This window comes from Rhizobium skierniewicense Ch11 (assembly GCF_023757665.1).
Classification (GTDB): Bacteria; Pseudomonadota; Alphaproteobacteria; order Rhizobiales; family Rhizobiaceae; genus Agrobacterium; species Agrobacterium skierniewicense.
Window position 1 is genome coordinate 13876 of the sequence record NZ_RXPG01000012.1, and the last position, 19297, is coordinate 33172.

Here is a 19297-nt window from a genome sequence, read left to right on the forward strand (position 1 = left end):
GTGGCCAGAACCGGGAGAACGGATTGATGACCACATCGAAACAGAGCGGAAAAGGCGGTTTTGAAAGCCGGCCTGACCTTGCACGCCGCGTTGCGTCGAAACGGCTTTTCGCAAAACTGGTCATCGTGGCGGAACGTCTGGTGCCCAAGACCCTCGTTCCACTCTCCATCGCCGCGCTGTTCATAGCCCTCGGCTGGTTCGGCCTTTATCGGCACATGCCGGACATGGTGCGCTGGGTCGTCGTCTTTGTTGTCATCTTTGCATTCATCACCTCGATTCTGCCGATTGCGCGCCTGAAATGGCCGACGAAAGAAGAGGCCTCGCGCCTGCTGGAGGCGCGCAATGGCTTGCCTCACCAACCGGTTGGCGTGCAGGACGACGAGCCGGCCTTCGAAACTCCGTTTGCGCGTGCGCTTTGGAAAGAACACCAGTTGCGAATGGCGCAACGTATAGCGGCCCTGGACGCAGGACTTCCACAGCCAGACATTGCGCGCCATGACACGATGGCGCTGCGTGCCATTCCCGCCCTGATCCTGGTTGCCGCTTTCGGCTTTTCATTTTCCAATGGTGCTGGCGACATCACCGATGCGTTTCGCAATCGCCCCGAAAGTGGACCGGCCAACCCCGATATTCGGCTCGATGCATGGGTGACCCCACCCTCCTATACTGGCCGCGCACCCATTTTCCTGACTGGTACGAATGCGACCGCGACGAACGCGATTTCCATGCCGCAAGCCTCCAAACTGACCATTCGAATGACCGGCGGAGAGGGCGACGAGACCGTAACCTTTGAGCCTGACATTGGCGGAGAGATGAAGACGCTCGCACCGGAAGGTGACGAGAAGACCGGGACGCAGACCGTTGCCGCGACGCAACAGGAAGCGGTCGATGCACGGCGTGCGCCGCGCACGTTCGCCATGGATATATCGGAAAGCGGCACGGTGGAGGCCAATGGCCAGCAATGGCAGTTCAACGTCATCCAGGATAAAGCCCCGACCATCGCTTTCGACAACATGCCGCGCCGCGCCGTGAACGGGGCATTGGAAATCGGTTTTACAGCCAAGGACGACTATGGCGTTCGCGAAGCCCATGCGGTGATCGAGCCGGTCGGCCTCGCGGCGGACGCCAAACCGCTTTATCCACCGCCGGAATTCAAACTGGACCTGCCACGACAAAATCCACGTGAGATGAAAGGCGTCACCAGCCGCAATCTGACAGAACATCCGATGGCTGGAAAAAAGGTTCGGATCACACTTGTGGCAACCGATGGTATGGGTCAGACCGGCCGTAGCCCTACGCAGGAGATGATTCTGCCGGGCCGGAACTTTTCAGAGCCACTCGCCGCCTCGATTGTTGAACAGCGACAAATCTTTTCGCTCGACACGCGCCAGATGCCGAAAGCCATCGCTTTCAATGAAGCCGTTGGCATGCGACCTGACGAAACCATTCCCAACACCACCCATTATCTTCTGCTGCAATCGGCGCAGACGCGCATGAAGCTCGCCCGCAACGAAGAGATGTTGAAAAACACGTCGGATTATCTGTGGGAAGTCGCACTTGGTATCGAAGACGGTGATCTCTCGCAGGCCGAACAAAGGCTTCGTGACGCACAGAAGGCGCTATCGGAGGCTATTGATCGCAAAGCAGGCGATGAGGAAATCGCCAAGCTGATGCAGGAGCTTCGCGAAGCGATGAAGGAGTTCATGAGTGAACTTGCGCAGCGCATGCAAAATGCGCCGCAGGCCAACATGAACCAGCAGGCACAAAATGTGCTGCGCCAGCGTGATCTGGAAAATATGATGAACCAGATCGAAAATCTGGCGCGCTCCGGGAACCGTGACGCGGCACAGGAAATGCTCTCCCAGATGCAGCGCATGATGAACAACCTCCAGGCTGGCCGTCCGCAACGCGGACAACAGGGCCAACAGCAGCAGCAAAACAGCCAGTTACGTCAGCAGATCGACAAGCTGGGCGAGATCATGCAGCAACAGCAAAAGCTGATGGATGAAACCTTCAAGCTGGACCAAGCCCTTCGCGACCGCATTCAACGCGGCGATCAGCCTCAGGATGAACAGGGCGCCGATCCGCAAATGGGTGAAAACGGCCAGCAGCCACCCAATCAGCAGGGCCAACAGCAACAGGGCCAAAACCCGACAGATCAGATGACCGCCGAACAGCTTCGCGAGGCGTTGAAAAACCTGCGTCAGCAGCAGGATGGACTTGGAAAGCAACTGGGCGAGTTGCAAAAGGGTCTGCGCGACCTTGGCATGGAGCCAGGCCAGAACTTTGGCAAGGCTGAGCAAGACATGAAGGGCGCGGGTCAGGCTCTGGGCGACAGCCAGGGCGAGCAGGCCGTCGAGGGACAGGGTAATGCGCTGAACGCCTTACGCCAAGGCGCTCAGGACATGATGGGCCAGATGATGCAGGCGATGCGTCAACAGGGTCAGCAACCCGGCCAGGGACAGGAAGGAATGATGGGTCAAGGCGGCCAGAACGGGCGGGATCCGCTCGGTCGTCCGCGTGAAAGCAACGGGCCGGACTTCGGTGATAACCAGGTCCGCGTTCCCGATGAAATTGATGTCCAACGGGCCCGTGAGATTCTGGAGGCCATTCGCGAGAAGCTGGGCAATAACCCGCCAGGTGAAGTCGAGCGCCGATACCTGGAACGCCTCTTGGACATCCAGTGATGTCATTCGCACCGATAAGGGCGGTTGAACCGCCCTTATGTCGTTCTATTTGTGAGATTTAAGCCGGAACGGCTGCCAGGGCGCGTGCAACTGCCTTGCGAATATCAGGGAGCGCGAAGGGCTTCGGAATGACGTCGATGATTTTCTCCATCAGGTCATCTGCGCGTTCGCGCTGCTCGGCATAACCCGTCATCAAAAGGATTTTCAGATTTGGGAATTGTGATGCGGCGCGGTGCGCCAACTCAATGCCATCCATGACCGGCATGCGGATATCGGATAGCAGAAGGTCGAACTTGCCTTCGCTCAATTTTTCGAAGCCTTGTTCACCATCAGCGGCTTCAAATGTCTCGTGTCCGTCCAGACGCAGCGCGCGGGCCACGAAAGACCGCAATGCATCCTCGTCTTCAGTAATCAGTATTTTTGCCATTTTCCATCGCTCCTGGTATTCATTCCAGCGAGCTCAAACTCGGTCATTTCCCTTTGCAAGAGGTAAATGAAAGTGGCCATCTGAATGGCATGGTTAACAATCCATGCTGGTGTCGGCCACCAAGCGTTGCAAAACGGAGCAGTTTATCTTACTCGGCATCACCGGTAACGACGCCGACGAATGGCAGTTCGCGGAAGGCGTAGGCCACATCCATTCCGTATCCGACAACGAAATAATCGGGGCATTCGAAGCCGACATAGTCAGCCTCGAGCTTTTCCTTTCGCTTGACTTTCTTGTCCAGCAGCACGGCAATCGAGACATTGCGCGCCCCGCGCTCATAAAGCAGTTCCTTGGCAAAGAGCAAAGTGCGGCCGGATTCGAGAATATCATCGATCAACAGAACATCGCGATCTTTCACATCGCTGTCGATGTCTTTGACGATACGCACACCCTGCGAAACCATGCCCGTACCGTAGCTCGAAAGCGTGATGAACTCGACTTCGGGTGCCAAACCGCTATCATGCAAGGCTCGGATCAGGTCGGCCGCGAAAATGAAAGAGCCCTTGAGAACAGCGATCACCAATAGATCATTGGTGGGGCCCGTTGCGATAAGCTTGGCCATATCACGGTTACGCTCCGCAATCTGCTCGGCAGTGTAAAGCGGCTCGATATTTTTTCCACGGACGACGGGCATGTCTTCTCCTGCGCTTATCCGGTGCGCAGTATCATTGGGATACGGACAGCCGAAATAGTAAGAAGGGCGTCGGGTAGCATAATCAACGCTCGGAAGCACCCGTTTGTGCGAAAGAAAGCGTAATTTTGGGTGTTTTTCCACCGGGGTGGCGCAGCTTTGCCGTAAAGCCCTGACTGGCGCCTGCTTTGATTTCAAGTACCGGCGGTTCGATCAGCATGCTTGCGACCTTCTCACCCTTGGCCACGAAAAGATCGGCGCGGATCGCCGGTATGTCCTGTACCGTGCCGCTTTTGTTTTCAACGATCCCGTTTATGACAAGCACCTCCATACCCCCTGCATCCTGTGGGGTGATGGTGATGTGGCTGATATCAAGTGGCTCGACGACAGCCGCAACGGCTTCATTTTTGTGAAGGATCATCGCAAAACCGCCGGACAGAAAGAAAACTCCCACCACAGCAGCGGCGACGATGGCAGAGTAGCCATCGACGGAGAGACCTGATAATTTTCTGTCGATCCGTTCGATCGTGAAACGCAAAGCATCCAGCGCTGTAAATGAGGGCGGCACACTCCCGTGGGAAGCAGCGCGACGGTTGTCATTTCCGTAGTCTCGTGCAGGCGTTTCCTTTATCGTGACAAACTCGGCATCTAAGATGTCCGTGTTGGAACGTGGGCGCGCTCTTTGGCGCGGCGGCGGCTCCGGCATCAAAAGGTCCAAATCGAATGCCGCTTGCCGGCGAGATGAACGGAACATAGCCATGAAGTTCCCTCGGTCAGGTTTTCGGCCCCATAAAACTGGGCATTGAATGAAAGCCTGACCAGTCGTAAATTTAATTGGTTAATGCTTCGCAAAGATCATTCCTCAAGCCACCCACACGCCGTAGGTTGGATATAAAAAGCTGTGATATTGATGCGAATCGCACACCACGAAAGCAAAAGACTGGAAGTTCGTTGATCCATTTCGAAAATGTCGGGTTAAGATACGGCATGGGCCCTGAAATCTTAAGGGACATGACCTTCAATATTCCCAAAGGATCGTTCCAGTTTCTGACAGGCCCGTCTGGCGCGGGCAAAACCACCCTTTTACGCCTGCTGCTGATGTCGCTGCAGCCGACACGGGGACACATACGCATGTTCAGCCGCGATGTGTCGCGCATACCCCGTAGCGAACTCCCTCTGCTGCGCCGCCGCGTCGGCATCGTCTTTCAGGACTTCCGTCTTTTGGACCACCTCACCACTTACGAGAATGTCGCGCTGCCGTTGCGCGTGCGCGGCAAGGAGGAAAGTGCCTATCGCAATGATGTGATCGAGCTGTTGAAATGGGTCGGACTGGGCGAGCGTATCAACGTCTTGCCGCCTATTCTGTCCGGCGGTGAAAAACAGCGTGCCGCGATTGCCCGCGCGCTGATGGACCAGCCCGAAATACTCCTCGCCGATGAGCCGACCGGTAACGTTGATCCGCCAATGGCAAAGCGCCTGCTCAACCTCTTCATGGAATTGAACAGGCTCGGCACCGCGGTCGTCATCGCCACCCATGATTTCGGTTTGATGGATCAGGTCGATGCGCGCCGCATGATCCTGACCGAAGGGCGGCTCGACGTCTATGGATGAGATAAAGCGCAAGCCACTCAAGCCCGCGCAAAAACCAGCGCCGAAACTGCCGCAGATGCGCATCCGGCCGATGGCACCCATCCTGCCGCCCTCCAACATTCAGGGCAATGCGCTGATCGTCGTCATCGCGATCATGGCGTTTCTGGCTTGTCTTACGCTCGGCGCCGTCAGCATGGTACGCACCACGGCGACCAGTTGGCAGAGCCAAATTTCAAGAGAAATCACCATTCAGATCAAGCCCGAGGAAGGGTTGGACATGGATGCGGCCCTGACCAAAGCCCGCAATCTGGCTCTGGGCTTCGTCGGTACCCGAGAGGGAACAGTCATGGACGAGGCGGCCACCGCTCGCCTTCTGGAGCCTTGGCTGGGCGCGGGTCTCGATCTGTCGGAGCTTCCCGTTCCACGTCTCGTCATCATCACGATCGATGAAACCAATCCGCCGGATTTCGAGGCCATGCGCGCGATCCTCAAAACGGAGATACCTCAGGCGTTTCTCGACGATCACCGCACCTGGGTCGATCGTCTCGTATCGATGGCCCACACGACTGTGATGATCGGGCTCGGCGTGCTGATCCTGGTGTTCAGCGCCATGGTTTTGACGGTGGTTTTTGCCACCCGTGGCGCACTTTCGGGAAACCGGCACATTGTCGAGGTTTTGCATTTCGTCGGCGCTGAGAGTAGCTTCGTTGCCCGGGAGTTTCAAAAACACTTCTTGAAAATCAGCCTGAAGGGTTCTGGGGCTGGGAGTGCCTTGGCAGCGGCGGTCTTCCTCGCTGCCGGTTTTTGGCAGTCCCGCTCCCTCGCAACGCCTCAGAGCGATCAGGCGAGCGCCTTGTTCGGTTCCTTTTCCGTTGGCATGGATGGCTATATCGGCATTTTCGCAACCATGATGGTGATTGCGCTGCTCACCACACTCACGGCGCGTCTGACAGTTATTCGGACCATTGACGATATCGACCGCGTCCGTTCCGACCCGTCGAAAAGTGAAGGTGTATAAGACGACCAGGCGCACGCCACCAAGTCGCCACGAATGCCTGTTCCTTGTCTTCATGCAAGCTTATGGATAACTCATGGCAATGAGTCGCATAGACCCCGATGACGAATCGACCACAACGACGCGAAATGGATGGCTTTCGCGGCGCGGCCGTTTGCGTCGTTTCGTGCGGATAACCATCCTTCTCTTCGTCGTTATCGTCGGCGCTGTCTTCGGCGGGTTTCTGTGGTTTGCCGATTCGGTGGCGTCCATGCGCCCACCGTCGGGCACCAAGGCCGACGCCATCATTGTTCTCACCGGGGGATATCTGCGCATTGACCAAGCGGTCGGCCTGCTTCGGGATGGCGTGGGGAAGCGGTTGCTGATTTCAGGGGTCAACCCTGCCACGAGCCGGGCACAAATCAGAAAGATGACGCAAAGTTCGTCCGATCTTTTTGCCTGTTGCGTGGATATGGGTTATCAGGCAGTCGACACGATCGGCAACGCCAACGAGGCGTCGAAATGGATCAAGGATCGCGGCTACACCTCGGTTGTTATCGTTACCAATAATTACCACATGCACCGCTCGCTTCACGAGCTGCGTGACACAAGCCCCGATACGAATTTCATCGCCTACCCCGTGATCAATTCGGATCTTGCCCGCACCAACTGGTTCGTAAACCCGGACGTGGTGCGCACCATGATCATCGAATATATCAAGTTCGTGGCCGTCGCTGCACGTGATATCACCGGCGTTGGCAAGGGCAACGGCCTGCGAAACAGCGATACACCTTGACCCCGAACTGCCCGACATCGGATGGGTCTTGCTGAAACACCTCGTTTTCGTGTAGGCGTTCAGCGCTGCTGACAACACGGAAGAATGCTTCTCTCGTTGATCCGCGCGCGCCCGGGGAAGCCTTTTTATGCTCAGACTGCGTTCCATTCTCTTCAACACGCTGTTTTATATCAATCTCATCGTGCGGATGCTGATCCTGACACCGATCTATTTCATCGTGCCACGAAAAGTCGCATTCGAGATTCCCAAGGCTTGGGCACGGTCCAATCACTGGCTGATGGAAAAGCTCGTTGGTACGACATTCGAGATCGAAGGGCTCGAACATATTCCGGAAAGCGGATGTATCTTTGCACCCAAGCACCAATCTTTCTGGGACACCTATGCGCTGCTGCCCAATCTCAAGGACCCCGTCTATATCCTGAAGCGTGAGTTGATGTGGATACCGCTTTTCGGCTGGTACGTCGCCAAGCAGCGGATGATCCCGGTCAACCGGGCTGCGCGCGGCAAGGTCATGCTGAAGGTCATGGAACGCGCCAAGGAAGAAATGGCCAAGGGCCGAGAGCTGATTATCTACCCCGAGGGCACCCGCCGCCCACCCGGTGCGGAGCCGGAATATCGTTATGGCATCGCACGTCTATACCGGGACCTGAAAGTCCCTGTCGTGCCTGTCGCCATGCATCCCGGCCTTTTCTGGCCACGCCGCTCCACAATGCGTTATCCCGGCCATTTCAAGGTGCGGATCCTGCCACCGATCCAGCCTGGTCTCGATCCCGATGTTTTTTTCAAGCAGCTGATCGAAGTGACCGAAAAAGCGAGCGACGAGCTGCTTTTGGAAACCGCACGCGACAATCCAGATCTGCCATTGCCTGCGACAGCGCAAAAGCGACTGGCAGAGCTTCAGGGGCAGACGACAGACTGAGCCTCGACATCGGCTGCGACCCGCTCGAGCACGGCGTCACGTATGCCCATGTCCTGAAGGTGCTGAACCGTGTTGAAAACGTAATCGGCATTCGGTCCCGAACGTCCCGACGCATGCCGCACGATACGGGCAGCGTCCTCCACTCCAAGCCCGCCGACATATTGCGGATGTTGGGGATCGGCCACATAGGTCATGGCGTGTCGGCGCCTTCCGTCCACAAGGCCAACCGCAATGACACGTTCCTTATAGACATTGCTGATCAGTTCGCGTTCACGCAAGTAAGCGACGACGGCATCGCGGTCGGCATCGGCGACCCGAAAGGCAACACCGTGGCAAGAGCCGCCCCGCTCAAGCCCAAGCACCAAGCCGGGGTTTTCATCCGTACCACGATAGACATTAGAGCGAATGCAGAGTGAGCGACGGTAGCCATTCAGGCGCGCCTGCTGACGCTCCTGAAACGGGAAGCCCGGATTCCACATCAACGAACCATAGCCAAAGACCCAAAAATCGTCCATATCGCAAGCCAAACCAAATCACCTGTGTTTTACCATTGGAGATCATCATGGCAGCGTCAAGCCAATCCCGAACAGGCAGAAAATACCTTTTTCTCGGTCTTGGGATCATATTTTTCGTTGCCATCTACTCCGCTGGTTGGTTTTACGCCGCCCAGCGGCTTCAGGAAACCGTCATTCGCACGCTTGCACCTGGCGGCTCGGCAGGAATAACCGGAGAGTGCAAGGACATCGCCTTCAGGGGCTACCCATTCCGCATCGGCCTGTTCTGCTCCACGATCGACGTCAAGAATACAAACAACAATATGACTGCATCCTTCGGAGCGTTGCGTTCGGCAGCGCAGATTTATGCCCCTCGTCATATCGTATGGGAACTGGACTCTCCCGCCACCATCCAGACCGGGCACGGGCTGAATATTTCGGCGCAATGGGCCAATATGCAGTCCAGCCTCGTCACCAAATTGAAGGGTGTTGATCGCACTTCACTCGTTATCGACGGGCTGAAGGCAACAGCAGTGTCGTCCGTTACTGCCCAGACCATCAATTTCGATGCGGCAAAGACCGAAGTTCATCTACGCCAAAACGGCGCGGACCTTGATGGTGCCATCACGCTGACGGACACATCCACCGTCATCAAGGATTGGCCACAGCTTTTGCCGCGCTTGAATGCCATTGCCGATGTGACGCTCGCCGGCAAGGCAGGCATGATCGACGGCAGTGACCGGACCGGGCTCTACGGTGCCAGTGGCGAGTTGCGCCGCGTGATGCTCGACATTGGCGATGGCCGCACCATGCGCATCACAGGCCCGTTCTCGTTTGACGATCAGGGCAATCTCTCTGGCCAGTTCAAGCTGGAAATCGAAAAGCTGGGCGAATGGGCCGACAACGCCAAGCAGACTTTCCCACAACTGCAGTCCACCATCGATACCGCTCGCAAACTGCTGCGCGCTCTGGCGGGCGGCGGCGATAGGGCATCGGTCGATCTGGTCGTCGATCGTGGCCGCGCGACCGTCAGCGGTTTCATTCCCCTAGGAAAGATCCCGCCGATCTGAAACAACTAAGGTTTGGCATCGGGCGTCGGACGGCCAAAGTTGGCGGCGTCCACGTCCTGCCCTGCTTGCACGATCGAGCGGCGAATATCGCGGGTGCGACTGAAAAGCTCAAACAGCTTGTCGCCCTCACCCCATCGAATGGCCCGCTGGAGATAGGCGAGGTCCTCTGAAAACCGCGCCAGCATTTCAAGGATCGCATCCTTGTTATGCAAGCATACGTCCCGCCACATCGTCGGGTCAGATGCCGCCAGACGGGTGAAATCACGAAAACCGGAGGCCGAGTATTTAATGACTTCAGACTCTGTCACCGTGCCCAGATCGTCTGCCGTGCCGACGATATTGTAGGCGATGATGTGCGGCAGGTGGGAAACGATGGCCAAGACCTTGTCGTGGTGCTCCGCATCCATTTCATCGATCCGAGAGCCGAGCCTTTCCCAGAAAGACCTTAGCTGAGCCAACGCTTCAGCATTAGTTCCAGGCAACGGTGTGAAGATGCACCACCGGTCACGAAACAACCCCGTAAACCCGGCATCCGGCCCGGATTTTTCCGTGCCTGCCAGCGGGTGGCCGGGAATGAAATGGACATTTTGCGGAATGTGCGGCGCCATTTGAGCGATCACGGATGCCTTGGTGGAGCCTACATCCGTCACGATAGCGCCCGGTTTCAGAGACGGCGCGATGTGCTCGGCCACGCTTCCTGATGCGCCGACCGGTACCGATATGATCACCAGATCGGCATTCTTGACCGCGTCCGCCGCAGACGTGGTGTAGGCGGTCCCGAGCTCCAGTTCTTCTGCACGCTTCAGCGTCTCAGCGCTGCGGGTGGAAATCACCACCTCGTGGGCAAGGCCCAGCTCCTTGACATCGCGCGCGATGGAGGATCCGATCAGGCCGATACCGATCAGGGCGATCCGTTCGAAGAGAATATCAGTCATGCTTTGCCCATGAAGTCTTTAAGCGCAGCAATCACGCCAAGATTTGCCTCTTCAGAACCCACCGTCATGCGCAGTGCATTGGCAAAACCATAGCCGCGGACAGCGCGAAGGATATAGCCACGTCGCGTCAAAAATTCATCAGCGTCGGCCGCACGCTTCCCATCGACATCAGGGAAATGAATGAGAATGAAATTGGTAACGGACGGCGTGACCTCGAGGCCAAGGTCGGTGAATGTCTGTGTCAGCTTTTCCAGCCATTCAAGATTGTGGGACACCGCCTTCTGCATAAAAGCCTGATCGCGGATGGCCGCGGCACCAGCTGCGATGGCGGGCGCGTTCATGTTGAAGGGACCACGCACACGGTTCAAGGCATCGACGATGGCGGCCGGACCGTACATCCAGCCCACGCGCAGCGCGGCAAGACCGTAGACCTTGGAAAAGGTGCGCGTCATGACGACATTGGCATTGCCCGAAACCAGCTCCAGCCCTGCCTCGTAATCGTTCTTGCGAACATATTCGGCATAGGCCGCATCCAGCACCAGAATAACGTGCTTCGGCAAGCCAGCCTGAAGGCGGCGCACTTCGGAGACCGGAACATAGGTGCCAGTCGGATTGCCGGGATTGGCAATGAAAACCATCTTGGTCTTGGGCGTCACAGCGGCCAGGATTGCGTCCACGTCGATGGCGCAATCTTTTTCCTTGACCGTGATGGCACTTGCCCCGGCACCCATGATCTGAATCTTGTAAACCAGAAAGCCGTGTTCCGTGATGATCGCCTCATCGCCTGCCCCCAGATAAACGTGGCACAACAGACCCAGCAGTTCATCGGAGCCGTTTCCGCACAGGATATTGGAAATGTTCAACCCATGCACGTCGGCAATGGCCTGGCGCAAAGCAGTTGCCTGTCCATCCGGGTAGATTTCCAGGTTGGAAGCCACGGCTTTGAAGGCCTCTATCGCCTTCGGACTGGCACCCAGCGGCGTTTCGTTGGAGGAAAGCTTATAGACCTTGGCCACGCCGTCGACATGCTCTTTACCGGGAACGTAAGCGGCAATATCCAGAATACCCGGACGCGGGACAGGTTGGTTAAGCTCTGCACTCATTTCATCGACCCTTGGAAAACGCCGGAAAATCCGGCCAGACAATGCCGCAGGCATTAGACTGGAATGGCTGGTTTGTCGAGTGTCAGCGCGGCTTGCGCTGTTCGGATCCGGTTCTGGCCGTTGGCATGCCCTGTGGTGCAAGCACCGGCACAAACACCCGGCGGGACGCCCTTTGGGTGACAGGCAGCCCCTGATAGAGACGCTTTTGTGCCTCAACCACAATCACCCCGGAAAAGACCGGCCAAAGCTTTCGTCCCGTGGTTTCCAAAAACCGGCGGAAGCGCAGGACGGACCTCACCTTTGAGGGGGGGAAAAACAAGGCTTCAGCAGATGCTCCCGGCGTAAAGTTGGTTTCCCGCAACAGTCCGGTGAGTTGCCCGCGCGAGTAAGGTCGACCGGAGCCGAAAGGCGTATGCTCCATCCGCGCCCATACGCCACGCCGGTTCGGTACAACGATAATGAGCCGCCCGCCGGGAGCCAGAACGCGCCACAATTCTTTCAGTGTCTCACGCGGATTTTCCGCAAACTCCAGCGAATGCACCATCAGGATACGGTCTATGGACGAATCCGGCAACGGCAGCTCCTCGTCAAACACAAGCGCCGTCGACGACCGTTCACCGGCGGGCCAGTTCACCGCCCCCTGCCCTGCCGGCATAAAAGCGAATGTTCTCTCCGTGTCATGGCGGAAGCGGTCCAGAAACGGAACGGCGTAGCCGATGCCCACCAACCGCTCATCCGGCAGGCTTGGCCACAGCGTCGACAGCGCCATAGTGATCGCCTGCTCGGCGGAGCGACCGAGAGGAGAATGATAAAATTCGCGCAGATCGACGATATCGGTGTTCATCAAGGGAATGTAGCAGGCCACGGTTGGACTTCAAGGCGCCAGAGCCTACATTGCAAACCGGATGATCTGAACGCGGAAAAAGGAAGACACACCATGAAGCCGTTGGAAATAGAAGTCTTTTCGTGCCGCAGCGATAATTTCGGTGTTCTGCTGCATGATAGCGAAACAGGCGCCACCGTTTCGATCGACGCACCCGAGGAGGCACCCATCATCGATGCGCTCGACCGGCGCGGATGGACGCTCAGCCATATTTTCACAACACATCATCATCAGGACCACGTCGAAGCCAATCTGTCGCTGAAGGAAAAATTCGGCTGTACGATTTATGGACCACATGATGAGGCCATCGCCATACCGGGTCTTGACAAGTCTGCCGCCGATGGTGATGAGTTCGACTTTGCAGGCCGCCCGGTCCATGTCATCGGCACGCCCGGGCACACGGCTGGACATATCTGCTACTACCTGCCCGACGACGCTCTGCTGTTTGCCGCAGACACATTGTTTGCCATGGGCTGTGGACGCCTGTTCGAGAGACCTGCTGCCGATATGTGGCAGTCGTTTCAGAAACTGATGGCGCTGCCGGATGACGTCAGAGTCTATTTCGGCCATGACTACACGCTGTCCAATGCTCGTTTCGCTGTGACAATCGACCCGGATAATGCTGCACTTCACCAGCGCGCCCGTGAGGTCGAAACCAAGAGAAACAGCGGCGAGTTCACCATTCCAACGACCATCGGACTTGAAAAACAAACCAACCCCTACATGCGCGTCGCCGATCCTGCCATCCGCACGCATCTCGGCCTTACAGGCGCCACGGATGCCGAAGTGTTTGCAGACATCCGAACACGTAAGGATAATTTCTGATGCCCCAAGACCTATCGGCGCAGGCGATCATTCGTGAACTGAAACTCGAACCACACCCGGAAGGCGGGTTTTATCGGCAAACCTTTCGCGATGCATCGGACGGGCAGCGTGGACATTCGACGGCGATCTATTATTTGCTGGAAAAGGGGCAACGCTCCCACTGGCACCGTGTGATCGATGCGGCCGAGGTCTGGCATTATTACGCTGGTGCGCCGCTGTCTCTTCATTTGTGCCACGATGGGAAATCAGTCGAGACGGTCAGGCTCGGACCAGCTCTCCTTGGTGGCGAGAGACCGCAAGCCATCGTTCCCGCCAATTGCTGGCAGGCGGCAGAAAGCCTGGGCGAGTTTACGCTTGTCGGCTGCACCGTCGCCCCCGGTTTCGTCTTCGACAGCTTCGTGATGGCTGAGCCCGGCTGGTCGCCGGGCTGAATTAGCCGCCGTATTTGGTCGCGGTGATGTAAACCTGCCCGACCCTAGTCGGTATACGTGCGTAGACAGGTGCATAGACATCCATGTTGTTGGCCTTGGCAAACCAAATCTCCATGGAAATCGACTTCAGATATTCGATGTCCTTGCGGCCCTTGCGAAAACCTGACTTCGGCACATAGCGGGCATTGCAGACAATCGCATCACCAGTGAAACCGTCCGTGGTGAAAGGCTTCGTGCCCCCGGAGCTCAAGACCAGATCCAGCCGAGACTCACCGTCGTAAATCGGCAGGCGGCTGGGGCATATACGACCCCCGACAGGAAAAAGCAGACCGGAGATCGGATCAAGAACCGAACGTAAATCCCGATCCTTGACATCGACCCAACTGTCGGGTCGCGGTTTAGGCTCAGGCTTCACCGTCGTCGATGTGACGTTTCCGTTGCGATATTGGACATCGTAGGTGCGGGTCCGCTTACCATCCTTATAGACCAGCGAATATTCGTCGGCCTGCATACGGTTGCCGCGCTTGGCGCCCGACACGTTGGTCTTTCCAGAGATATCTTTCAGCACGCTGGCAACGCCGGCAGAGCTGAAGGAACCGGAAATGGAATAGGTTGCGCCCGTCATACGGGTCGAGAAGTTCGCCCTGGCGATGGGCAGAATACCCAGATTTATGCTGTATTCGCTGTCATGCCGTGTTTCTGCGGCCAGACCGGGAGAGATGCTTGCAAGTGTCACGACGGTTGCCGTGAAAAACCTTTGTACTGTGACATTCATTCGGGTAACACCTCGACAGGCAGGAAAGGCCGCCTCACACCACGATGATATACGCGCAGTTATGGCAATAAAATAGCGGAGCGACGTGGAAATCCAGCGAATTTGCTCACAAAAAAGCGTGGGCGGGTTGACTGATCATCTCTGCCTGACTATAGAACCGCAACTTTCCAATCATTGCCAGTTGGATTGCTGACCGGGTTTTGCCGGATAGCGAACCAGTGGTAAAACAGACGATAACAAATAGGTGTACCCATGTCCCGTGTATGCGAATTGACCGGCAAGGGCGTCCAGACGGGCAACAACGTCAGCCACGCCAACAACAGAACAAAGCGCCGGTTCCTTCCGAACCTCTGCCAGGTTACGTTGATCTCTGATTCTCTCGGCCAGCGCTTCCGTCTGCGCGTTTCTGCAGCCGCTCTGCGTTCTGTCGAACATCGTGGCGGCCTCGACCTGTTCCTTCTCAAGTCCAGCGAAAGCGACCTTTCGATGCGCGCCCGTTTGCTGCGTCGCCAGATTGCCAAGAAGACTGTTGAAACGGCTGTTGCAGCTGCCTAATACGCGGCGTTAACACCACGAACTTTCAAAAGGCTTGAATGGCTACTGCCGCTCAAGCCTTTTGTTTGTTTTCATTTCGCTCCAACTGGTGGCATCACCCAGGATAAAAAAATGCCCTATCAGCGCTTTATGCTTGTCTATATCCTGCTCATGACCACAGTCGTCGTGGCATCGAACATCCTGGTCCAGTACCCGTTATCGGGCACGTTCCTCGGCATCAATCTCGGCGACCTTCTCACATGGGGCGCTTTTACCTATCCCGTTGCGTTCCTCATCACCGACCTGACCAACCGTCAGTTTGGTCCAGCCACCGCGCGGCGGGTGGTCCTGGCGGGTTTCGTCGTCGGCGTGTGCCTGTCGTTCTGGACATCGATTCCACGCATTGCGGTCGCATCCGGCACGGCCTATCTGATCGGCCAGCTTCTTGACATCTCGGTCTTTAACCGGCTTCGCCAGCAAAGCTGGTGGCGAGCGCCGTTAGCAGGCTCTCTGCTGGGATCGGTCCTCGACACCGCACTCTTCTTCTCCATCGCCTTTGCCGCAACCTTCTCGTTTGTCGGCCCCAACGACACCTTCGCCATCGAGCAGGCACCGATCCTTGGCATCTTCGCCAGCGAAGCACCCCGTTGGGTTTCGTGGGCCCTGGGAGATCTTACGGTGAAGATAATCGTCGGTCTCGTCATGCTTTTGCCTTACGGCGCATTGATGACGAGATTGAAGCCTTTGCCAACGACGAAACTGCGCTGATTGGCAAGACCCAAAATCTGGGGCTTGCCCGGCCTGATCTGAAGCCGTCATCTTCCAGCCCAAGAAAAACCTGATCCAATTTAAGCCGTCGTTTTCGTCCCGGGTAGCACGATCGTTTTTAGAATACACCGCATGGGCCCAATGTTGCCGACCCTTTGCGCTCACTCAAGTTTCGGCAATCCTGTACACAGCCTCAGGCTTCGGAGTTACGCATACCATGAAAAAATCCCCCAATGATATCGACATCCACGTCGGTTCCCGTATTCGCCTGCGCCGCGTCATGCTCGGGTTAAGTCAGGAAAAACTGGGCGATGGACTTGGAATTACATTCCAGCAAGTTCAAAAATATGAGAAAGGCACAAACCGGGTCGGTGCCAGCCGGCTGCAGCATATTTCCGAATTGCTGGATGTGCACATCTCCTATTTCTTTGAGGGAAGCCCCGGCTCCGCGGACGATAAGCCATTGGCAGAGCCCAGCCAGCTCTCGCAGTTCATGAATTCCAAGGAAGGCATAGCGCTGGCACGGGCGTTTTGCACGATAGAAGACGACCGCGTTCGCCGCCGCGTTCTGGAACTTGTCCAGTCGCTCGGCAACAGCAACACGGCCGATGGGAAAAAGACGACAGAGACGTCCGCGTCCTTACCCCACTAGGAAAGAGGGTTCCCCGTTACCGTCGGCAACAGGGCTCTATGCGGGCGTTAGCCAAGACAGACTATTTCGCTGATCCATCATCGAAGACATATGTGCTTTTTGGTGGCTTCATAGAAGCTCTGTTTCCTCAGTCTTTTCATGTCCAGCTCAAAGACGACCTTGGCGCAATGTCGGGGCTGGAGAACGACTGCCAATATGCTGGCGCTTGATCGGATAGGGGATAGGCCTACATCGGCGAATTATCCGCGATTTGCCGTGGAATGCGCGGAGCACCTTGACGAAAATCATCCATTCCGTGCAATATGCCGTGAGACAACCAAAACATCTATTTTGAGTCTTGTTGACTGTCATTGCCAATCAGGAAGAATGCCGAGAGCTAATGGATAGAGAGGGCATCAAACGTGCCGGAGTTTGTCGCGAAGCCGTGCCGACCCTACAGAAACTTTCGGAGTAACGTAAAAATGTTACCTCTCGTCGTTTTAAGCTTTTCACCTAATTGAGATTTGGATTAAAACTTCAAGCATGACGTGTGCAACGGTATTGCAACGCGCAAAAGGCGGCATTGCGCTATAGATGTCGTCGAAACCGACAACGATGAGTGTATGATGACCGACGCCCAAATCAATGAACGCCAGGAAGAGTTCCTCACCCTTATCAACATGCTGACCTTTGCCGAGGGCGCCGCTGAAACGCTCGGCGCGGCTTCAGCAAGCTGGTATATCGATGTCGCAAAACAAGCTCTTCGGTCTGCCTTGCAAAACGAGATGGAGATGAACATGAGCCGTGCAGATATTGTCAATCTCGCATCAGTCCGTGCTGGCAACTGCTGATTTTCCCTTGACACGTTCGGATCGCTGAGAGCGAAAGGTCCTAACTGGCGGGTGGAAACCGGAACGCGATCATTTCCACTTCCCGTGCCCACGCATGGCGCGCTTCTGCGGTGGTCAGGTTATGGTCTGAATCGGCAATGAAGGCGATGCGGGGATTTCCATAGCGGCAACTGAGCATACGTCCGCACGGACCAAAGTTCGTCTCCAGCATCGCCGCGCCGATATCGCCTTCAGTAAAGACGACGGTCATTTGCGTGTTGTTTGCGGCGATCGCCCGAAAATCCCTGGATATGGCCTGAAAGCGCGGAGACAGGAATGGAAAGCGCACCATCAACGGCGTTGTAAATGAGATCGCCTTGCCGACGATCATCGCCCACAGATTGGTCACACCGTTCCTGATGCGAACTTTTCCGCTGAAAACCTTCAGCCAGAAGCCGCCGCTTACCAGTTTTGCCCCATAGCTCGCCAAGGGCTGACGAGACGAGATCAGCAACGCCTCCACATCAGCGTGTGGCGGAATGTAGAAATCAAAAACATTGACAGCAACCACGCCGCTGAGCCTCGGGTCACGTACACCGCTTTGGAACGCGGCCCATCCACCACTGCATCGACCCGTTACCACAACCGGGAAAAGATGGCGTTGCTCCAGAAAATCTGTCGCCGCCGCCACATCTTCCAGTTGGCCCTCGCTGTAAATGATCTGTTCCGGGCGGGTGGGAACCATGGGGCTATCGGCAATATTGGCCATATCGAACCGCAAGCTGGCAATACCGGATCGCGCAAGCTCCCGGCAAAGTTGGGCGCTGATGCGTCCCCAGCCGGACGCCCTCTCATAGCCCGTGGGCAAGACCAGAACTGTCGCGCCCTTGCGTGGGCCGATAGGCTCTGCCAACACGCCATATAGGCGATCATCTTTACCGAAGCGAACGGGTGTCTCCGTAAAGCCCCTGCCTTTCAGGGCCACGGGCGTTGGAACCGGCACGTTTTCCGCCCTACCGTGATCGTTCGTGTCCTGCGCCGCTACATCTTTCGCCCACTCGGCCAGCGTTTCGATCGCGGCCACTGGCGGCACGGAAAACAGAACGTCACGGATAAACTGATCATATCCTTCGAAATCGGCGGATCGAGCCTCCACGCCCAGTGTGCGAATGTGTTCGGCAAAATCCAGATCCGCATGTCGATTTTTCTGCTTGAGCAATAAAATATTGGGCGCGGGGGATTTCGTCGTCGCCGAAATATTCACGTCTCGCAGCCCCTTGGCCACATTTTCAGGAATGACCTGCTCACCCATGGCAGGACCGGATGCCGAATGACGTGAGTGGTGCGCCCCCTGATTGGCAATCTTGCTCAAGGCGACGAATTCGCGGAGCCAGTGGCGCCCCGATAGAGCCGGTGCCGCAAGTGCAAGTCCTCGAATATCCGGAATGTCTTCCGCTGCCTGCCACGCCAGCGCGCCGCCGATACCGTGTCCGATAAAAATGAGATGCTTGGCGCAAGACAACTCCTTGAGCTTTTGAGCAGCAGCAGCAATCGTGTCGAGCCAGACGTCAAGCCCACTGGCATAGTCCGGGTGATCCAGCGCGTCACCCGTACCGGGATAATCGAATCGCATGCTCGCCATGCCCCGCCGGGATAGATCCACGGCCAGTCGTTGCCAGAATTTGCGGGCGCATAATTCCTCAAAGCCCCACGAACCAACGAACAGAACGGCTGTATTTGTCGTCACCAGAGAACCCGACTGCGCGCTCTCCAACAGAGTGAAAGCATCGGCGGGCCGAAAGAGGCCGACCGTGTCAGAAAACGTGACTGGGTAGTCAGCAGCGATTTGCACGTGTTTTTCGTGAAGGCTGTGCATATCAAACCCGGCATTCATCTGTCTCTCCCCTGTTGACC

Annotated in this window: 21 protein-coding genes; 12 read left to right on the forward strand and 9 right to left on the reverse strand. The window is 56.6% G+C overall.

The window, feature by feature from the left end; genetic code table 11:
• The first annotated feature begins 26 nt into the window (after nt 1-26).
• Nucleotides 27-2687, forward strand: coding sequence for a TIGR02302 family protein (locus tag EKM04_RS11355; RefSeq protein WP_183897601.1), 2661 nt, complete (start codon nt 27-29; stop codon nt 2685-2687).
• A 58-nt stretch (nt 2688-2745) separates the two neighbouring features.
• Here the strand turns inward: EKM04_RS11355 and EKM04_RS11360 are convergent, their stop codons facing one another.
• The 3 genes from EKM04_RS11360 to EKM04_RS11370 all read right to left on the reverse strand — a co-directional run bounded on the left by EKM04_RS11360 (nt 2746) and on the right by EKM04_RS11370 (nt 4559).
• The gene (locus EKM04_RS11360) at nt 2746-3114 is read right to left on the reverse strand and encodes a response regulator (protein ID WP_113493065.1); all 369 of its coding nucleotides are present in this window, start codon (nt 3112-3114) and stop codon (nt 2746-2748) included.
• 148 nt (nt 3115-3262) lie between these two features.
• Nucleotides 3263-3808, reverse strand: a complete 546-nt coding sequence (gene hpt / locus EKM04_RS11365; protein WP_174155631.1) for a hypoxanthine phosphoribosyltransferase — start codon at nt 3806-3808, stop codon at nt 3263-3265.
• Between the two features lie 82 nt (nt 3809-3890).
• Nucleotides 3891-4559 carry a hypothetical protein gene (locus tag EKM04_RS11370; protein WP_174155701.1) on the reverse strand — a complete coding sequence of 223 codons (669 nt, stop codon included), beginning with the start codon at nt 4557-4559 and terminating at the stop codon, nt 3891-3893.
• 197 nt (nt 4560-4756) lie between these two features.
• On the opposite strand from EKM04_RS11370, the gene ftsE reads away from it, so the two are divergent.
• The 4 genes from ftsE to EKM04_RS11390 all read left to right on the forward strand — a co-directional run bounded on the left by ftsE (nt 4757) and on the right by EKM04_RS11390 (nt 8104).
• Entirely contained in the window at nt 4757-5416 is a 660-nt protein-coding gene (ftsE, locus tag EKM04_RS11375; protein ID WP_174155632.1) for a cell division ATP-binding protein FtsE, read from the forward strand.
• Complete coding sequence (locus EKM04_RS11380) at nt 5409-6413, forward strand: cell division protein FtsX (RefSeq protein ID WP_183897600.1); 1005 nt, start codon at nt 5409-5411, stop codon at nt 6411-6413. Before ftsE ends, EKM04_RS11380 begins: the two co-directional genes overlap by 8 nt.
• Nucleotides 6414-6486: 73 nt before the next feature.
• Nucleotides 6487-7185, forward strand: coding sequence for a YdcF family protein (locus EKM04_RS11385; protein ID WP_183897599.1), 699 nt, complete (start codon nt 6487-6489; stop codon nt 7183-7185).
• A gap of 127 nt (nt 7186-7312) precedes the next feature.
• The gene (locus EKM04_RS11390; protein WP_183897598.1) at nt 7313-8104 is read left to right on the forward strand and encodes a lysophospholipid acyltransferase family protein; all 792 of its coding nucleotides are present in this window, start codon (nt 7313-7315) and stop codon (nt 8102-8104) included.
• On the opposite strand, the gene EKM04_RS11395 is transcribed toward EKM04_RS11390, so the two are convergent.
• Nucleotides 8083-8619 (reverse strand): gamma-glutamylcyclotransferase, encoded by a 537-nt coding sequence (locus EKM04_RS11395; protein ID WP_183897597.1) that lies wholly within the window; start codon nt 8617-8619, stop codon nt 8083-8085. The genes EKM04_RS11390 and EKM04_RS11395 overlap by 22 nt on opposite strands.
• Before the next feature lie 47 nt (nt 8620-8666).
• Here EKM04_RS11395 and EKM04_RS11400 point away from each other — a divergent pair, with 47 nt between their 5' ends.
• Nucleotides 8667-9668 (forward strand): DUF2125 domain-containing protein, encoded by a 1002-nt coding sequence (locus EKM04_RS11400; protein ID WP_183897596.1) that lies wholly within the window; start codon nt 8667-8669, stop codon nt 9666-9668.
• A gap of 5 nt (nt 9669-9673) precedes the next feature.
• Here the strand turns inward: EKM04_RS11400 and EKM04_RS11405 are convergent, their stop codons facing one another.
• The 3 genes from EKM04_RS11405 to EKM04_RS11415 form a co-directional block, all read right to left on the reverse strand.
• Entirely contained in the window at nt 9674-10603 is a 930-nt protein-coding gene (locus EKM04_RS11405; RefSeq protein WP_183897595.1) for a prephenate/arogenate dehydrogenase family protein, read from the reverse strand.
• Nucleotides 10600-11706 carry a histidinol-phosphate transaminase gene (hisC, locus tag EKM04_RS11410; protein WP_183897594.1) on the reverse strand — a complete coding sequence of 369 codons (1107 nt, stop codon included), beginning with the start codon at nt 11704-11706 and terminating at the stop codon, nt 10600-10602. Before hisC ends, EKM04_RS11405 begins: the two co-directional genes overlap by 4 nt.
• Before the next feature lie 82 nt (nt 11707-11788).
• Nucleotides 11789-12550, reverse strand: a complete 762-nt coding sequence (locus EKM04_RS11415; RefSeq protein ID WP_174155702.1) for a class I SAM-dependent methyltransferase — start codon at nt 12548-12550, stop codon at nt 11789-11791.
• 93 nt (nt 12551-12643) lie between these two features.
• Between EKM04_RS11415 and gloB the strand changes: the two genes are divergently transcribed.
• Together gloB and EKM04_RS11425 are read left to right on the forward strand one after the other, a co-directional pair.
• On the forward strand, nt 12644-13414 hold the full coding sequence (gene gloB, locus EKM04_RS11420; protein WP_183897593.1) for a hydroxyacylglutathione hydrolase: 771 nt from the start codon (nt 12644-12646) through the stop codon (nt 13412-13414).
• Nucleotides 13414-13845, forward strand: coding sequence for a cupin domain-containing protein (locus tag EKM04_RS11425; RefSeq protein ID WP_183897592.1), 432 nt, complete (start codon nt 13414-13416; stop codon nt 13843-13845). The genes gloB and EKM04_RS11425 overlap by 1 nt, the downstream gene beginning before the upstream one ends.
• A 1-nt stretch (nt 13846) precedes the next feature.
• Here EKM04_RS11425 and EKM04_RS11430 read toward each other — a convergent pair whose 3' ends face one another.
• The gene (locus tag EKM04_RS11430) at nt 13847-14620 is read right to left on the reverse strand and encodes a DUF3108 domain-containing protein (RefSeq protein ID WP_183897591.1); all 774 of its coding nucleotides are present in this window, start codon (nt 14618-14620) and stop codon (nt 13847-13849) included.
• A 252-nt stretch (nt 14621-14872) separates the two neighbouring features.
• On the opposite strand from EKM04_RS11430, the gene rpmB reads away from it, so the two are divergent.
• The 4 genes from rpmB to EKM04_RS11450 all read left to right on the forward strand — a co-directional run bounded on the left by rpmB (nt 14873) and on the right by EKM04_RS11450 (nt 17404).
• Nucleotides 14873-15175, forward strand: a complete 303-nt coding sequence (gene rpmB, locus EKM04_RS11435; RefSeq protein WP_042616811.1) for a 50S ribosomal protein L28 — start codon at nt 14873-14875, stop codon at nt 15173-15175.
• 111 nt (nt 15176-15286) lie between these two features.
• Nucleotides 15287-15922 (forward strand): queuosine precursor transporter, encoded by a 636-nt coding sequence (locus EKM04_RS11440; protein WP_183897590.1) that lies wholly within the window; start codon nt 15287-15289, stop codon nt 15920-15922.
• Between the two features lie 217 nt (nt 15923-16139).
• Nucleotides 16140-16574: a helix-turn-helix domain-containing protein gene (locus tag EKM04_RS11445; RefSeq protein ID WP_174155644.1), complete on the forward strand. Its 435-nt coding sequence runs from the start codon at nt 16140-16142 to the stop codon at nt 16572-16574.
• Between the two features lie 605 nt (nt 16575-17179).
• Nucleotides 17180-17404, forward strand: coding sequence for a hypothetical protein (locus tag EKM04_RS11450; protein WP_183897589.1), 225 nt, complete (start codon nt 17180-17182; stop codon nt 17402-17404).
• Nucleotides 17405-17444: 40 nt separating this feature from the next.
• On the opposite strand, the gene EKM04_RS11455 is transcribed toward EKM04_RS11450, so the two are convergent.
• On the reverse strand, nt 17445-19277 hold the full coding sequence (locus EKM04_RS11455) for an alpha/beta fold hydrolase (RefSeq protein ID WP_183897588.1): 1833 nt from the start codon (nt 19275-19277) through the stop codon (nt 17445-17447).
• Between the last annotated feature and the right edge of the window lie 20 nt (nt 19278-19297).

Excerpts from the sequence above, each read along its gene's own strand:
- EKM04_RS11355 (WP_183897601.1), top strand. The coding sequence starts at position 27 with ATGACCACATCGAAACAGAGCGGAAAAGGCGGTTTTGAAAGCCGGCCT.
- EKM04_RS11360 (WP_113493065.1), bottom strand. The coding sequence starts at position 3,114 with ATGGCAAAAATACTGATTACTGAAGACGAGGATGCATTGCGGTCTTTC.
- hpt (WP_174155631.1), bottom strand. The coding sequence starts at position 3,808 with ATGCCCGTCGTCCGTGGAAAAAATATCGAGCCGCTTTACACTGCCGAG.
- EKM04_RS11370 (WP_174155701.1), bottom strand. The coding sequence starts at position 4,559 with ATGTTCCGTTCATCTCGCCGGCAAGCGGCATTCGATTTGGACCTTTTG.
- EKM04_RS11380 (WP_183897600.1), top strand. The coding sequence starts at position 5,409 with ATGGATGAGATAAAGCGCAAGCCACTCAAGCCCGCGCAAAAACCAGCG.
- EKM04_RS11385 (WP_183897599.1), top strand. The coding sequence starts at position 6,487 with ATGGCAATGAGTCGCATAGACCCCGATGACGAATCGACCACAACGACG.
- EKM04_RS11390 (WP_183897598.1), top strand. The coding sequence starts at position 7,313 with ATGCTCAGACTGCGTTCCATTCTCTTCAACACGCTGTTTTATATCAAT.
- EKM04_RS11395 (WP_183897597.1), bottom strand. The coding sequence starts at position 8,619 with ATGGACGATTTTTGGGTCTTTGGCTATGGTTCGTTGATGTGGAATCCG.
- EKM04_RS11400 (WP_183897596.1), top strand. The coding sequence starts at position 8,667 with ATGGCAGCGTCAAGCCAATCCCGAACAGGCAGAAAATACCTTTTTCTC.
- EKM04_RS11405 (WP_183897595.1), bottom strand. The coding sequence starts at position 10,603 with ATGACTGATATTCTCTTCGAACGGATCGCCCTGATCGGTATCGGCCTG.
- hisC (WP_183897594.1), bottom strand. The coding sequence starts at position 11,706 with ATGAGTGCAGAGCTTAACCAACCTGTCCCGCGTCCGGGTATTCTGGAT.
- EKM04_RS11415 (WP_174155702.1), bottom strand. The coding sequence starts at position 12,550 with ATGAACACCGATATCGTCGATCTGCGCGAATTTTATCATTCTCCTCTC.
- gloB (WP_183897593.1), top strand. The coding sequence starts at position 12,644 with ATGAAGCCGTTGGAAATAGAAGTCTTTTCGTGCCGCAGCGATAATTTC.
- EKM04_RS11425 (WP_183897592.1), top strand. The coding sequence starts at position 13,414 with ATGCCCCAAGACCTATCGGCGCAGGCGATCATTCGTGAACTGAAACTC.
- EKM04_RS11430 (WP_183897591.1), bottom strand. The coding sequence starts at position 14,620 with ATGAATGTCACAGTACAAAGGTTTTTCACGGCAACCGTCGTGACACTT.
- rpmB (WP_042616811.1), top strand. The coding sequence starts at position 14,873 with ATGTCCCGTGTATGCGAATTGACCGGCAAGGGCGTCCAGACGGGCAAC.
- EKM04_RS11440 (WP_183897590.1), top strand. The coding sequence starts at position 15,287 with ATGCCCTATCAGCGCTTTATGCTTGTCTATATCCTGCTCATGACCACA.
- EKM04_RS11445 (WP_174155644.1), top strand. The coding sequence starts at position 16,140 with ATGAAAAAATCCCCCAATGATATCGACATCCACGTCGGTTCCCGTATT.
- EKM04_RS11450 (WP_183897589.1), top strand. The coding sequence starts at position 17,180 with ATGACCGACGCCCAAATCAATGAACGCCAGGAAGAGTTCCTCACCCTT.
- EKM04_RS11455 (WP_183897588.1), bottom strand. The coding sequence starts at position 19,277 with ATGAATGCCGGGTTTGATATGCACAGCCTTCACGAAAAACACGTGCAA.